Annotated in this window: 13 protein-coding genes; 9 read left to right on the top strand and 4 right to left on the bottom strand. The window is 66.9% G+C overall.

The genetic code is table 11. The annotated features are described in order from the left end of the window. The first annotated feature begins 140 nt into the window (after nt 1-140). Genes XCC_RS18855 through XCC_RS18845 form a run of 3 tightly spaced genes read left to right on the top strand, consistent with a single transcriptional unit; the run spans nt 141 to nt 2,592 of the window. Nucleotides 141-1,208, top strand: coding sequence for a class I SAM-dependent methyltransferase (locus XCC_RS18855; RefSeq protein WP_011038722.1), 1,068 nt, complete (start codon nt 141-143; stop codon nt 1,206-1,208). Beyond that, a complete protein-coding gene (locus XCC_RS18850) occupies nt 1,205-1,918 on the top strand; it encodes a pseudouridine synthase (RefSeq protein WP_011038721.1) in 714 nt (237 codons plus the stop codon). Before XCC_RS18855 ends, XCC_RS18850 begins: the two co-directional genes overlap by 4 nt. After that, nucleotides 1,915-2,592 (top strand): HAD family hydrolase, encoded by a 678-nt coding sequence (locus tag XCC_RS18845; protein WP_011038720.1) that lies wholly within the window; start codon nt 1,915-1,917, stop codon nt 2,590-2,592. Before XCC_RS18850 ends, XCC_RS18845 begins: the two co-directional genes overlap by 4 nt. 204 nt (nt 2,593-2,796) lie before the next feature. Here XCC_RS18845 and XCC_RS18840 read toward each other — a convergent pair whose 3' ends face one another. After that, complete coding sequence (locus tag XCC_RS18840; RefSeq protein WP_011038719.1) at nt 2,797-3,603, bottom strand: SDR family oxidoreductase; 807 nt, start codon at nt 3,601-3,603, stop codon at nt 2,797-2,799. A gap of 196 nt (nt 3,604-3,799) precedes the next feature. On the opposite strand from XCC_RS18840, the gene XCC_RS18835 reads away from it, so the two are divergent. Continuing rightward, nucleotides 3,800-6,454: a TonB-dependent receptor gene (locus XCC_RS18835; RefSeq protein ID WP_019237999.1), complete on the top strand. Its 2,655-nt coding sequence runs from the start codon at nt 3,800-3,802 to the stop codon at nt 6,452-6,454. Then, a complete protein-coding gene (locus XCC_RS18830; RefSeq protein ID WP_011038717.1) occupies nt 6,454-7,887 on the top strand; it encodes a hypothetical protein in 1,434 nt (477 codons plus the stop codon). The genes XCC_RS18835 and XCC_RS18830 overlap by 1 nt, the downstream gene beginning before the upstream one ends. A gap of 127 nt (nt 7,888-8,014) precedes the next feature. Here the strand turns inward: XCC_RS18830 and XCC_RS18825 are convergent, their stop codons facing one another. Both XCC_RS18825 and XCC_RS18820 read right to left on the bottom strand, forming a co-directional pair. Then, on the bottom strand, nt 8,015-8,575 hold the full coding sequence (locus XCC_RS18825; RefSeq protein ID WP_011038716.1) for a DUF1415 domain-containing protein: 561 nt from the start codon (nt 8,573-8,575) through the stop codon (nt 8,015-8,017). A gap of 169 nt (nt 8,576-8,744) precedes the next feature. After that, on the bottom strand, nt 8,745-9,230 hold the full coding sequence (locus XCC_RS18820) for a YajQ family cyclic di-GMP-binding protein (protein ID WP_011038715.1): 486 nt from the start codon (nt 9,228-9,230) through the stop codon (nt 8,745-8,747). A 257-nt stretch (nt 9,231-9,487) separates the two neighbouring features. Between XCC_RS18820 and XCC_RS18815 the strand changes: the two genes are divergently transcribed. From XCC_RS18815 to XCC_RS18800, 4 genes are all read left to right on the top strand, one after another. After that, nucleotides 9,488-10,396 (top strand): DMT family transporter, encoded by a 909-nt coding sequence (locus XCC_RS18815; protein WP_011038714.1) that lies wholly within the window; start codon nt 9,488-9,490, stop codon nt 10,394-10,396. A 153-nt stretch (nt 10,397-10,549) separates the two neighbouring features. Then, nucleotides 10,550-11,557 (top strand): methionine ABC transporter ATP-binding protein, encoded by a 1,008-nt coding sequence (locus tag XCC_RS18810; protein WP_011038713.1) that lies wholly within the window; start codon nt 10,550-10,552, stop codon nt 11,555-11,557. 2 nt (nt 11,558-11,559) lie between these two features. After that, nucleotides 11,560-12,252, top strand: a complete 693-nt coding sequence (locus XCC_RS18805) for a methionine ABC transporter permease (RefSeq protein WP_029217164.1) — start codon at nt 11,560-11,562, stop codon at nt 12,250-12,252. A gap of 201 nt (nt 12,253-12,453) precedes the next feature. Next, nucleotides 12,454-13,254 carry a MetQ/NlpA family ABC transporter substrate-binding protein gene (locus XCC_RS18800; RefSeq protein WP_011038711.1) on the top strand — a complete coding sequence of 267 codons (801 nt, stop codon included), beginning with the start codon at nt 12,454-12,456 and terminating at the stop codon, nt 13,252-13,254. A 159-nt stretch (nt 13,255-13,413) separates the two neighbouring features. Here the strand turns inward: XCC_RS18800 and XCC_RS18795 are convergent, their stop codons facing one another. After that, nucleotides 13,414-14,781 (bottom strand): IS5-like element IS1478 family transposase, encoded by a 1,368-nt coding sequence (locus XCC_RS18795; RefSeq protein ID WP_011035783.1) that lies wholly within the window; start codon nt 14,779-14,781, stop codon nt 13,414-13,416. Between the last annotated feature and the right edge of the window lie 94 nt (nt 14,782-14,875).

Genomic DNA, 14,875 nt, shown 5'->3' with positions numbered 1-14,875 from the left:
CTCCAGTGTGGGCGTAATTGCAGCCTAGGTCGGTGGATGTTGCGTGCGCATCAATACCCCGTATAGGCGCCGCAACGAGCGCGGCAGGCAGCCCGCACCGGTCCCTTACAATGGGGGCCTGTTCCTGACCCGATGATCCGATGGCTGGCCCGCACGATGCTCCGCTTCAAGCCCTGTTCCTGCCGTTCGCGCAAGGGGTGCTGTCCTGGCCACAAGGCCCGGTGCTGTTCCTGCGCGCGCGCGATGGCTGGCCGCTGCGCGAGCATGCCGTGGCCGAGGCGCTGACCTGCGAACAAAGCTTCCGCCCGTTCGCCGAGGCGCTGGAGCGCAGCGGCTGGCAGGTGCGCGAGGAAACCGAGATCGAGGCCGACACCACCCGCTATGCGATGGTGCTGGTGCTGCCGCCCCGCCAGCGCGAAGAGGCCCGCGCCCTGTTTGCGCGTGCGGTGGCGCTGACCGCCCGCGGCGGCTGCGTGGTGGCCTGCCAATCCAACAACGAGGGTGCGCGCTCGGGCGAGGCCGATTTGCGCCAGCTCACCGGCCTGGCCGGCAGCCTCACCAAGCATCACTGCCGCACGTACTGGAGCGGCCCGCTGCCGGGCAGTACCGATGCGGCCTTGCAGGCGCGCTGGGCGGCACTGGATGCGCCGCGCAAGATCCTGGACGGGCGCTTCGTCAGCCGCCCGGGCGTGTTCGCCTGGGACCGCATCGACCCGGCGTCGGCGTTGCTGGTCGAGCATCTGCCAACCACCCTGGCCGGCCATGGCGCCGATCTGGGTGCCGGCTTCGGCTATCTCTCCGCCGAAGTGCTGGCGCGGTGCCCCAAGGTCACCGCACTGGATGTCTACGAAGCCGAAGCGCGTGCGCTGAACCTGGCGCGGCGCAACCTGCAAGGCAGCGCGCATCCGGCGCAGCTGCACTACCACTGGCGCGATGTCACCGCCGGGCTGGTCGCGCAATACGACTTCATTGTCAGCAACCCGCCGTTCCACACGCCCTCGCGCGCCGACCGGCCGGACATCGGGCAACGCTTCATCGCGGTGGCCGCGCAGGCGTTGCGCCCGGGCGGGCAACTGTTGCTGGTGGCCAACCGACATCTGCCCTATGAGCAGGTGCTCAACGACAGCTTCGGCCAGGTCCGCGTGGCGGCCGAGCGCGATGGCTTCAAGCTTATCGCCGCCGTGCGCGGGCGAGGAGCGCGCGCATGAAGCTGGTCAAGCACATTGCCAATCTCGGCTATGGCAGCCGCAAGCAGGTGACGCAGCTGTTCCGGCAGGGCGCCATCACCGATGCGGCCGGCGAGGTGTTGTACGCCGACGATCAGGTGGACCACGCCGCGATCCGCATCGATGGCGAGCCACTGGATCCGCCGCCCGGCTTCAGCGTGCTGCTGCACAAACCCAGCGGCTACACCTGCTCGACCAAGGACACCGGCCGGCTCATCTATGAGCTGCTGCCACCGCGCTTTCGCCTGCGTGCGCCGGTGCTGGCGCCGGTGGGGCGGCTGGACCGCGAGACCAGCGGCATGTTGCTGATGACCGACGACGGCGCGCTGCTGCACCGGATCATTTCGCCCAAATCCGCGTTGGACAAGGTCTACGACGTCACCCTGGCCGAGGACCTGCGCGGCGATGAGGCGGCCTTGTTCGCCAGCGGGACGCTGCTGCTGGAAGGCGAAACCAAGCCGCTGCTGCCGGCCGAGCTGGAGGTGCTGGGCGCGCGTCAGGCGCGGCTGACCCTGCATGAAGGCCGCTACCACCAGGTACGCCGCATGTTCGCCGCCGCCGGCAACCACGTGGTGGCGCTGCACCGCAGCCGCATCGGCGGGCTGTCGCTGGATGGGCTGGACGCCGGGCATTGGCGCCCGTTGGGGCCGGACGATCTGGAAGTGTTGTTCGGGCGCGGTGACGCCGCATGAGCGCCACCACGCCGCTGCCGTTCTGGCCGCAAGCGGTGATCTTCGACATGGATGGCCTGATGCTCGACAGCGAGCGCGCCATTACCGCCTGCCTGGCACAGGCCGCCGACGAGCATGGGCTGCAGATCGAGCCCGCATTCTGGTTGCGCATGGTCGGCACCGGTGATGCCGCGTGCCGGCGCCTGCTTGGCGAGCGCATCGGCACCACGGCCATGGAGCACGTGCTGGCGCGCTGCCAAGGCTTGTACGACGCCGCGGTCAGCGCGGGCATTGCGCATCGACCCGGCATCATTGCGCTGCTGGAGTTCCTCGGCGCGCACGGCATGCCGCGTGCGGTGGCCACCTCCACCCAGCGCCCGCTCGCGTTGCGCAAGCTGGCTGCCTCCGATCTGTTGTGGCGTTTCGATGCGGTGTGCACCGCCAGCGATGTCGCGCACCCCAAGCCGGCGCCGGATATCTACCTGCTGGCCGCGCGCACGCTGGGCGTGGACCCTGCGCAGTGCCTGGTGCTGGAAGATTCACCCACCGGCGTGCGTGCTGCACTCGCTGCGGGCATGGCCCCGATCCAGGTGCCGGACCTGCTCGCGCCCGATGCCGAGGTGCGTGCGCTCGGCCATCGCATCGTTGCCTCGTTGATGGATGCGCAAACGTTGCTGGAAGCGCGGCTGGCCTGAGATGGTACGGGTGGTGGCAATCGCGCCATGGCCTCAACGTTCGTCATCGCTGCGTAGTTGCGCGCGCGATGTTTGCTCTAGTGCAGGTGGTGATATGTCGCAGCGATTGGTTGATTCGCAATGCCTAGTCACCGCTGCGTGCGCTGCAGCGGATACGCAACCAACCTGTGTCTAGATAAAACTCGCCGCACAGACGATGCCGCCTCAGACGTACTGCATCTTGCGCGACATGCCGCCGTCGACAATGAAGTCCTGCCCGGTCACAAAGCCCGACAGCTGCGGCGCCAGCAGATATACCGCCAATTGCGCGATGTCCTCCGGCGTGCCGACGCGGCCAACCGGATGCTGGGCATGATCGCGCCGCGAGAGCTTGGGTGCGCGTCGGCGCGCCGGTGCACGCCAGGCATCGGTACTGATCCAGCCAGGGCTGATGCTGTTGACGCGCACCTGCGGGCCTTCGCTCAGCGCCAGCGCATGCGTCATCGCCACCAGGCCACCTTTGGCGGCGGCATACGCTTCGCTATGGGGTTCGGATTGCCAGGCGCGCGTGGAGGCGATGTTGACGATGGCGCCGCCATCGGCGGCCTTTGCGAGCGCGGGCAGGGCATGCTTGCTGCACAGAAACGCGCCATGCAGGCTCGAGAGCCGGCGCTGCCATTCCTGCCATTCCAGTTGCGCCAGCGCGGCGATATGCGGGTCGGGAACGCCGGCGTTGTTGACCAGGCCGTCGAGCCGCCCGAAACGTTCGAGCGCGGTGGCGACCAGGCGCGCGGCATGTGGTTCGCGCGCGGCGTCGGCACGCACGAAGGCGCTGCGGCGCGGCAGTGCCCAGTCCTGCAGGCAGGCCTTGCCCGCATCGGCATCCAGGTCGCCAATCACCACGCTGCCGCCGGCACCGAGCACGGCCTGCGCAATGCCGCGGCCAATGCCTTGCGCACCACCGGTGATGATCACCACGCGGTCCTGCAACGGTGCGGGATTCCAGTCGGAAACAGCGGGAACCAGAGCCATGGCGTGCGACTGCGTCAGCGAACGGGAATTCCACTGTAACCGTTGTGATGTCAGCGCCACAGCAAGATGCGGTGCGCTTGTGGCCGCTTCGCACACCTCGCGCATGTCATCAGCATTTCATACGAATTTCTTTTCATGGCGCGCGCCGACATGGCCGCCAGGGAGCGGTCCGGCTCCTCCCCCATCGGAAAACCTCATGACCTTTGCTCCCGTGCATCCTGCGCGTCGTCCTCGCCATGCCGTGCTGATGCTCGCCGTCACTGCCGCGCTCACCTCCGCCACCGTGCAGGCACAACAGGCCGGCGCTACGTTCACGCAGACCACCGAGCTGGATCGCGTGCAGGTATTGGGCAGCTATGCGTCCAGCCTGGAGCGTGCGCTCAACGACAAACGCTATGCGCCCAGCGTGATCGATTCGATCGAAGCCGAAGACATCGGCAAGTTGCCTGCGCAGAACGTGGCCGAAGCACTGCAACGCCTGCCGGGTGTGACGATCGAACGTGATCGCGGCGAAGGCGTGTATGTGCGCGTGCGCGGCCTGGGGCCGAATTTTCAGGTCACCACGCTCAATGGGCAGACCATGGCGGTGAACGAGAACGTGCGCAATTCCGGGCAGACCGGCCGCCAGTTCCGCTTCGACACCTTGCCGGCCGAACTGGTGTCGGGCCTGGAAGTGATCAAGAGCCCGACCGCCGCGCTGGATGAAGGCGCCATCGGCGGCGTGGTCAACGTCAAGACCTTTCGTCCGCTGCAATTGGGCAATGCAGAAACGCATCTGTCGGCCGAACTCAGCCACCCGCAGCTGGCCGATGAGAACGACCCGCGCGTGTCCGGCCTGTACAACTGGGTCAATGCCGACAAGAGCCTGGGTGTGCTGTTCGCCGCTGCCTACGCCGAGCGCAGTCTGCGCCAGGATCGTGTCAACGAAACCTACTGGGAGCACTACGCCGATGGTATCGACGGCAACGGCGATGGCATTGCCGATACCGGCGCCATCTACGCGCCCTCGGCCATCCGCCCGACACTGGAACTGGAGCAGCGCAAGCGGATCGGCGTGGCCAGCTCGATCCAGTTCGCGCCCAGCGAGGCGCTGGAATTCAACCTTGACCTGTTCTACGCGCGCCAGCAGGTGGACTACGACGAGTTCGCGATCGGCACCGGCTGGGAGCCGCGCAACATGCGCAATCTCAGCATCGCCGGCAATGCGGTCACCGCGTTCGATTACCAGAACGGCCAGGTGCAGCTCTCGCGCGAAACCTCCGGCATGACCGACGAAAACCGCAGCGTGCGTTTCAGCGGTGCCTGGCAGGGCAATGCGTGGAAGCTGCAGGGCACCGGCTTTGTGTCGCGTGCGCACAGCTGGAACGATGCACCGATCCGCCGCACCCGTCTGCGCACCGGCACCACCGTCGATCAGCGCGTGGTGTTCCCCACCGCCTCCGGCAACAATCTGCCGCAGTGGTCCTTCACCGATGGCTATGACCCGACCGATCCGGCGCAGACGCCAGGCCGCCGGCTGGAGTGGCGCATCATCGACGCGGTAGACCACGAGCGCGCGCTGCAGTTCGATGCCGACCGCATGCTGGAAGGCGGCGTGTTCAGTGCGCTCAAGCTGGGCGCCAAATACCGCACCCGCGAGCGCCGCTATGACCGCACCGACCTGGTCAACAACAGCATTGCCGGCCGGCGCTTTGATGCCAGCTATTTCTACCCCTCATTGCCGGTGAGCGACATGCTGGACGGTGGTAACGGGCAACTGCCGCGGCAGTGGCTGGCACCGAGCGAAGCGCCGTTCTGGGGTGACTGGCCGACTGCGGCGGATCTGGCCAACAGCCCCACCAGCGAAGACCTGCAAAATTCCTACCGCGTGCTCGAAGACATTAGCTCGGCGTATGCGATGCTGGAATTCTCCACGCCACTGGGCGGGCGCGATGTGCGCGGCAATGTCGGTGTCCGCGGCGTGCATACTCAACAACGCACCGAAGGCCATGCCAATCTCGACGGCGCCGCACAACCGGTGGTGTTCGAGCGCAGCTACAACGATGTGCTGCCGTCCTTGAACGTGGCCTACGACCTGCGCCCGACCATGGTGCTGCGCGGCGCCGCGGCCAAGGTGATCACCCGCCCGGATCTCACTGATCTGTCTTCCAAGCTCACCTTCAATTCCAGCGGCGAAGTGCTCACCGCCAGCGGCGGCAACCCGAACCTGGAGCCGTTCGAGGCACTGCAGTACGACCTCACCTTCGAGTGGTACACCTCGCCGTCGTCGGCGCTGGTGGCCGGCGTGTTCTACAAGGACATCAGCCGGTTCGTGCAGACCCAATTCTCCAACCTGGACTACCAGGGCCGCCGCTATCTGCTCTCGTCCAAGGTCAACGGTGGCAAAGCCAAGGTACAGGGCGTGGAGCTGGCCTGGCAGCAGGTCTTCACCGGCTTGCCGGCGCCGTTCGATGGCCTGGGCATGCAGGCCAACTACACCTGGACCGACAGCGAAGCCAACTACGTGGACGGAGACACCACCTTCCAGGATGCGTTGGAAGTTGTGGCCAAGAACAGCTACAACCTGGTCGGTTTCTACGAGAAGGGGCCGCTGTCGGTGCGGCTGAGTTACAGCTGGCGCGACGACATCGTCAACTCGGTGGGCACCGCCGATATCGCCACCAACAACACCCGCGCCTACGGCACGCTGGACGGCAATATTTCCTGGCAGATCACCCCGGCGCTGGCCGTGTTCGCCAATGCCATCAACCTGACCGGTGAGGTGCAGAACATGTATGTCGGCGACCACCTGTTCTCCGGCTATACCGACTACGGGCGCACCTACTCGCTCGGCCTGCGGGCGAACTTCTGATGCGCACGCTGCAGACCCTCGCGGCGGCCGTGTGCCTGTTGCTGAGCAGCGCGGCGCCGGCGGCGCAGGTGGAGGTTGATACCGCGCCGCCGGCTGCCACAGACCAGGACGCCGCGCCACGCCAGTGGCTGGCCGGCGACCATCATGTGCATAGCGAATGGAGCGTGACCTGGGACCGGTCCACGACGCCGCCCACGCCGATCCGCGGCGGTGATTCGCCGTACACGCGCAGCCGCAATGCGCAGCAGGCCGCCGCCAACGGGCTTGCGTGGATGGTGCATACCGATCATGGCGGCCCGGGCCATTCGCGGGTGACCCGCACCCAGGCCTGGCCAGCGCTGCAGCAGGCCAGGCGCGCGGTGCCGGCGCTGATCCAGTTCCATGGGATGGAATTCGATGTGCCGGCGGCCGAGCATGCGTCGCTGATCATCGCACCGGGTGCCGACGAGCAAGCGCAGCTGGAGCGGCTGGAGCGCGACTACAACCGCGCCGAACTGCTGGACGGCAGCCTCCGCGATACCGAGCCGGCGATGCTGGCGGCGCTGCACGCCATGCAGGCGATGCAGCCGCAGCCGCTGCTGATCGTCAACCATCCTTCGCGCACAGCAACAGCGCCCGGGGTCTGGGGCAAGGTCACTCCGGCGGAGTTGCGTGCATGGCAGGACGCTGCGCCGCAGGTGGTGATCGGCATGGAAGGCGCACCCGGGCACCAGGCCGACACCGCGCATCGTGGGCTGTATCGCAATGCCGGCGCGCCGACGTTGGGGGGCTTCGACCAGATGACCGCACAGGTGGGCGGCGTGTGGGACAGCCTGCTGGCCGAAGGCCGCCATTTCTGGATCACCGCCACCTCCGATTCGCACCGCAACTGGCGTGATGGCGGGGCGGAATTCGACCCGGGCGAATACAGCAAGACCTATGTGTGGGCGCACCGCGATCCGGCCGACATCCTGCGCGCGTTGCGGGCCGGGCAGAGTTTTGCGGTGACCGGCGATCTGATCGATGCACTGGAGCTGCGTGTGGAGTCGGTTGCGGCCGATGGCCGCGCCCGCGCGCACGCCGGGATGGGCGGCACGCTGCAGGCTGTGGCAGGCACGACGCTGCAAGTGCGCGTGCGCATGCACGAACCGCAGCAGCCCAACCGCCACGGCCAGCGTCCGCAGGTGGCGCAGCTGGAGGTCATCACCGGTGGCACGCAGCGTGGCGGCGGTGTGCGCACGCAGGTGCATCGCATTGCGCGCGCGGCGTTGCTGTCGCAGGACGGTTGGCTGAGCGCGCAGGTGGACGTGCCGGAGTTGGCCGGTGGTGGCTTCGTGCGCGTGCGCGGCAGCAACACGGACGAACCCACCCCGCAGCCAGATGGCGCCGGCGAAGATCCCTGGCAGGATCTGTGGTTCTATTCCAACCCGGTGTTCGTCACGCCGGCGCGGTGAGCTGCGGCGCGTGGCGATCTGGCCCTTGCGGGCGCGCAGCTGTGACCAGGCGTGATCGGCGCGTGTCAGCACGCGGACGTGAGGCCCACGCCGCCCGCATGCAGGCGACGTGGTAATGCGCGGTGCCTCAATGCGCGGCGCCGTGCAACACCCGCTCCCAGCCATCGCGGCCGAGGCGTTCGAGCGTTTCGATATTGCGCTCCACGATCACATCCGGGTCCGGGAAGGCGGCCACCGCGCGTTCCACGCTGTCTTCGCGCAACAGGTGCAGGGTGGGGAAGGGCGAGCGGTTGGTGAAGTTGGCCACGTCATCGGCTGCGGCGCCGGCAAACTGATAGTCCGGATGAAAACTGGCCACCTGCAGCACGCCCTGCAGATCCAGCGCCTCCACCGCCGCGTCGGCATTGTCGAGGAAGTCGTTGTAGTCCAGGAAATCGGTGAGCACGTCCGGGTGCACGATCAGCGTGGTGTCGATCTGCTCGGCCGGCGTGTCGCGCAGCAGCACCAGTTCCTCGGCCAGCTGTTCCAGCAGCGCCTCGGGCGTGCTCGCATCGCTGAGCACCAGCCGCACCTGTTCCTTGACGTAGACCGCCTTGGCGAACGGGCACAGGTTCAGGCCGATCACCGCGCGCTCGATCCACTGGCGGGTGGCGATCAGGGGATCGGTGGGGTCGAGTGTGGAGGTCATCGTGGCGGCAGCAGCGTGATGGCGCGCCAGTGTATGCGATCGGGCTTTGGGCACGCGCTGCGGGCGCGGATGACGGTTCGCTCTGCTGTTGCCAGCGGAGCGGGCGACGGCCATGGCGCGCCAGCCGCCCACTCACCATCGATGCGTCAGTCAGGCACTCAACGCCGCATCAATCGCGGAAATTGTCGAACTGCAGCGGCAGCTCGAAGTCGGCCTTCTTCAATACTGCGATCGCGTCCTGCAGGTCGTCGCGCTTCTTGCCGGTGACGCGCAGCTTGTCGCCGTTGATCTGCGCTTCGACCTTGAGCTTGGCTTCCTTCAACTTGGCCACCAGCTGCTTGGCCTGCTTCTGCTCGATGCCCTGCTTGACGGTGACCTTCTGCCGCGCACCGGCCAGGTTGGTCTCCACATCGCCAAACTCCAGGCAGCGCACATCGATGCCACGGGCCAGCAGGCGCGCGCGCAGGATGTCGGTCATCTGCTTGACCTGGAAATCGCTGGGCGCGGACTGGTTGATCACCTTGCCGTCTTCCAGTTCGAACTTGGCTTCCACGCCCTTGAAGTCGAAGCGGGTGTCCAGCTCGCGGTTGGCCTGATCCACCGCATTGGTCAGTTCGTGCTTGTCGACTTCGGAAATCACGTCGAAGGACGGCATGGCAATTCCTCTTCAAAAGATCGGCAGCCAGTTTAAGACCCACCCGCATGCGATGACAGGGGCAGCGGTGGCGCGTGCACCGGTTGCGGCTGGCAGGGATGGGCGTGCGCGCGAATGCCAAGCACGTACATCGACGATGCAGCCCGCGCACCTGCACGCGATTACGCGCGCCCAGACCCTGCGCGACGCCGGGCAGCGCAGGCGCTGCATGCACCGCAGCGGTCGCGAACCACCGTCTGCCCCGGCGATAATGCCGCATGTCTTTGACCGCGCCCGCTCCCCGCTCCCCGTTGCCTGCCATCGCCTGGATGGTGGCGGCAGTGGCGTGCTTTTCGCTGATGGATGCCGGCATGAAGCTGTTGTCGGCCAGCTACCCGCCCTTGCAGGTGACCTTGTTGCGTGGCGCGGCGTCGTTGCCGTTCGTGCTGGTGTGGGTGTTCGCCACCGCCGGGCCACGCGCCATCATCCCGGTGCGCTGGGGCCTGCATCTGCTGCGCGGGGTGCTGGGCATGGTGATGATCGGCTGCTTCGTCTACGGGCTGAAGCGCATGCCGCTGTCCACCGCCTACACGCTGTATTTCGTCGCGCCGTTGCTGGTGGCCGCGCTATCGGTGCCGCTGCTGGGCGAACACGTCGGGCCGCGGCGCTGGACGGCCATTGCCATCGGCCTGGTCGGCGTGATCGTGGTGCTGCGGCCGGGCGTGAACGGGCTGATCTCCTTGCCCGGCCTGATGGTGCTGCTGGCGGCCACCGCCTATGCCATCGCCGCGATCACCGTGAGCTTGTTGACCCGTACCGACACCCCGCAGGCGATGGTGGTGTGGTTCCTGCTGTTCATGGCGATCGGCGCCGGCCTGCTGGCCGTCCCGGATTGGGTGCCGTTGCGCGCCGAGCACGCCTGGCTGATCGCCGGCATGGGCCTGGCCGGGGCGTTGGGGCAGGTGGCGCTGACCCAGGCCTTCATGCGGGGCGAGGCCTCGATGATCGCCCCGCTCGAATACACCGGGCTGGTCTGGGTGATCGGCTGGGACTGGCTGCTGTGGCAGACCCTGCCCGACGCGTGGACCTGGACCGGCGCCGGCATCATCGTCGCCAGCGGCCTGTATTTGTTGCGCCGGGAGCGGATCCGGCAGGCCGACAGGCCGCCGCCGTTGGATAGGCCGTGATTGGGGATTCGGGATTCGGCATTCGGGATTCGGCATTCGGGACTGGCAACAGCAGGACTGCCGTTGTCCTTGCGATTCCCCAATCCCCAATCCCGACTCCCGGTTGTGAACATTGACTGGTAGGCTTCACGACCCCCCAATCGGTCCCGCGCGGTGATCCAGTTCCAGCGCCTGCACAAGTCCTACACCGTCGACGGTCGCCAGATCGTGGCGCTGCATCCGCTCGACCTGCGGATCGGCCCCGGTGAGGTGTTCGGCATCATCGGCCATTCCGGCGCCGGCAAGTCCACGCTGATCCGGCTGATCAACCGGCTGGAAGAGCCCACCGGCGGGCGCCTGTTGATTGGCGACGAAGACGTCACCGCGCTGAACAGCACCGGCTTGCGCGCGCTGCGGCGCCGGGTCGGGATGATCTTCCAGCACTTCAACCTGCTGTCTTCGCGCACGGTAGCCGGCAACGTGGCGTTCCCGCTGGAGCTGGCCGGCACGCCGCGCGCAGAGATCGATGCGCGCGTGGCCGAACTGCTGGCGCGGGTGGGCCTGGAGCAGCACGCCACCAAGTACCCGGCGCAGCTGTCCGGTGGGCAGAAGCAGCGCGTGGGTATTGCGCGGGCGCTGGCCACCCGCCCGCAGATCCTGTTGTGCGACGAAGCCACCAGCGCGCTGGACCCGCAGACCACGGCCTCGGTGCTGCAGCTGCTGGCGCAGATCAACCGCGAGCTGGGCCTGACCATCGTGCTGATCACTCACGAGATGGAGGTGATCCGCCGCGTCTGCGACCGCGTTGCGGTGCTGGACGCCGGCAAGCTGGTCGAAACCGGCCCGGTGACGGAGGTGTTCCTGCATCCGCAGCACCCCACCACCCGGCGCTTCGTGTCCGAAGCCGAGCATGTGGACGAAGCCGAGCTGCACCGCGATTTCGAAGCGGTGGGCGGGCGCATCGTGCGGCTGACCTTCCTGGGCAACGGCACCTACGAGCCGGTCCTGGGCCGCATCGCCCGCGAAACCGGTGTGGACTACAACATCCTGTCCGGGCGCGTGGACCGCATCAAGGACACGCCCTACGGGCAGCTCACCGTTGCCCTGACCGGTGGCGACCAGAACGCGGCACGTGCCGGGTTCGTGGCCGCCGGTGTGCATGTCGAGGACCTGCGCGTATGAACCTGCTGCCGATCGCCGCCGCGCCCGGCTTCTTCCGGAATCTCGATGCCGCCAAGTGGGGTGACATCGGCCAGGCCACGCTGGACACCTTGCTGATGCTGGCCGGCGCGCTGCCGTTGACCTTGCTGATCGGGCTGCCGCTGGGCGTGGCGCTGTTCCTGTGCGGGGCGCCGCAACTGCGCCGCCGGCCGGTGCTGTACGGCGCGCTGGCCGCGGTGATCAACCTGCTGCGCTCGGTGCCCTTCATCATCCTGATGATCGCGATGATCCCGCTCACGCTGATGCTGATGGGCACCTCGCTGGGCGTGCGCGGCGCGATCCTGCCGTTGGTGGTGGGCGCCGCGCCGTTCTATGCGCGGCTGGTGGAAACCGCCCTGCGCGAAGTGGACCGCGGCATCATCGAGGCCAGCCAGGCAATGGGCGCGACCACCCGCCAACTGGTCTGGCGCGTGCTGCTGCCCGAAGCGCGGCCCGGCCTGATCGCTGGCGCCACCGTCACCACCATCGCGCTGATCGGCTTCACCGCCATGGGCGGCGCAATCGGCTCCGGCGGCCTGGGTGATGTGGCCTACCGCGAAGGCTATCTGCGCTCGCATTCGGATGTCGCGCTGATCACCGTCATCGCGCTGCTGGTGCTGGTGCAGTTGCTGCAGATGCTCGGCGACCGCCTGGTGGCGCGTTACAGCCGCCGTTGAAGTACATGGCCTGCGGGGCGGTGGCCGATGCCCTCGGGGCCATCGCTGGCCCGCACGGGGCAGCGTGCGCCACCGCAGCCAGTGGGCGCGTGCGCTGCCGCAGTCCGGCAGGCCCGCGCCTGCATCGCCCCGGCGCGGGCGGTCTGCTAGGTTTGTCGTCTGCGGCGGCGCCGCGGTCCTCCTCCTCCCACGGATCCCTACATGAGCACATTTGCGTTTCGTTCCCTTCTGGCTGCCGCCACGCTGGCGCTGGCGTCCTGCGGCGGCGGTGGCAGCAGTGGCGGTGACACCCTCACCGTGGCCGCCACCGCGGTCCCGCATGCCGAAATCCTGGAAGTGGTCGAACCGCTGCTGGCCAAGGACGGCGTGAAGCTGGACGTGCGCGTGTTCAACGACTATGTGCAGCCCAATGACCAGGTCGTGCAGAAGCAGATCGACGTCAACTACTTCCAGACCGAGCCCTACCTGGACGCCTACAACCGCGACCGCAAGAGCCAGCTGGTGACCGTGGTGGGCGTGCATATCGAACCGTTCGGCGCGTACTCGCGGCGCTTCAAGTCGCTGGCCGACCTGCCCAGCGGCGCGGACGTGGTCATTCCCAACGACCCGAGCAACAACAGCCGCGCGCTGATCCTGCTCGACAAGGCCGGCGTGATCAAACTCAAGGATCCCAGCAACGCGTTGTCGTCGCAGCGCGACATCGTGGACAACCCCAAGCAGCTGAAATTCCGCGAGCTCGATTCGGCGATGCTGCCGCGCGTGCTGGACCAGGTGGATCTGGCCCTGATCAACACCAATTACGCGCTCGACGCCGGGCTCAATCCCACCCGCGATGCTCTGGCGATCGAAAGCAAGGACTCGCCGTACGTGAACTTCCTGGTCGCACGCGCCGACAACAAGGACGATCCGCGCGTGCAGAAGCTCGCCAAGGCACTGACCAGCCCGGAAGTGAAGGCTTTCATCGAGCAGAAGTACAAGGGCGCGGTGCTGCCGGCGTTTTAAGAGCCGCCATCAAAACGGCTATGCAGTGGCCAGGCGGGTACGATTGTTACCCGTCGCGGCACATATCACTCGTGCACTGCGGTTCTGAGCGCGCCGTCCACGTACGCCTGACGTGCGCCCGCGACGTTTTGCTAACCAGTCGCCCCTGAAAAACCCCCTTCAAGCACCAAGTGTCATCGGCGACAGCGGCACGGCGCTAAAGGATGGCCATCCCATCGCCCGCATCCAGGCACGCAAAAACGCGATCCAGCGCAGCAGCCAGCGCAGGTTGTAGCCGGCGGCGCAGCCGAGTACGTGCAGCGCATCGCCTTGTGCACCTTTCAGCCTGCAGCGACGCAACCTGCAGTCGTCTTTCAGATGTCCGATCACCGGTTCCACCGCCTGCCGTCGTTTGATCCAGCGCCATTGCCGTCGCGTCAGCGTCTTGGCCTTGCCACGATGGAGCACCTGCACGCCATCGACCTCGCGCCCGCGATAGCCCAGGTCCACGATCGCCACCGTCGGTTCTACGCTCAGATCCTGCAGCAACCCGCGTGTCTGCTCCAGCTGCTCGGCCAAGGTGTCGCCGTCGTACGGGTTGCCCGGGAAGCTACGCGCACCCACGACCAATCCCTTGCAGGCGGTGACCGCAATGCCGACCTTGACGCCGAATTCGTACGCTTGACGCGCCTTGCCCTTACCGATGCATTCCACTTCCGGGGCATGCAATGCGTACAGTTTTTGTTTGTCCTTCGGACGCTGCGTGTACAGCCGTTGCGCACGTTCCAGCCAGACCGCGATGCGCTCGCGCACGCCGGGTTCCACCTGGTCCAGCTTGCGCGCGATATCGCGCAACACCCGCCCCAAGACCGTGCGTTGACGTCGCAGCACGCGCTGCATGCGCTTGAACTGGCGTGCATGCGCATAGCGGCCCGCCTTGCGGCTCAGGGCCGGACCTTGCCGTGCGTAGCTCTGCCGCAACCCGATGCCGTAACGCTTGGCCAGCAGCACCAGTTTCTTGCGTGCCACCTCCAGCAACCGACTATCGGTCGGATAGGCAATCGCCTTTTCCTGCACCGTGGTGTCCACGATCACCCGCGACAACTCGCGTGCGTCCACCGCCTGCATGGCATGTGCAGCGTTGATGGTGTGTGCCAGCAACTCTTCCATCCCCGCTTCGTCAAGCCGCTGACGCCAGCGCGTCAGCGAGCTGGCATCGCACGGCAAGCGCGTCTGGAACACGACCTCGCCAGTGAAAAACTGCCAATACGGATTTTCCAGCCAACGCTCGCACACCGCCTCATCGGACAGGTCGTAGGCGTGTTTGAGGTAGAGCAAACCGGCGATCAGCCGCACCGGCAATGCCGGCCGACCGCCACCAGCCTGGGTGGCCGGCAAGCGCGATGAAAGTGCTTGCTCCAACGCCGTCCACGGCATCCGTTGGCTCAGCTGCGCCAGCGGATGCCGCAGATCGATCTGGTTCTCCAGGCGCGAACGAAACAACTCCTCGGCAGGCATGTGCTCGGCAGCAGGACGGCGTGTATGCATGAGTGGAAATTGCCAGAAACCAGCCTTCAGCGTAGCGAAAACTGGTAGTTCTGGCACGCCACTGCAGACATCAAGGCCTTGCGGGCGTTGGGTG

Source organism: Xanthomonas campestris pv. campestris str. ATCC 33913 (genome assembly GCF_000007145.1).
Taxonomy (GTDB): domain Bacteria; phylum Pseudomonadota; class Gammaproteobacteria; order Xanthomonadales; family Xanthomonadaceae; genus Xanthomonas; species Xanthomonas campestris.
The sequence above is the reverse complement of the archived record's forward strand: the minus strand, read 5'-3'. Positions and strand labels throughout refer to the sequence as shown.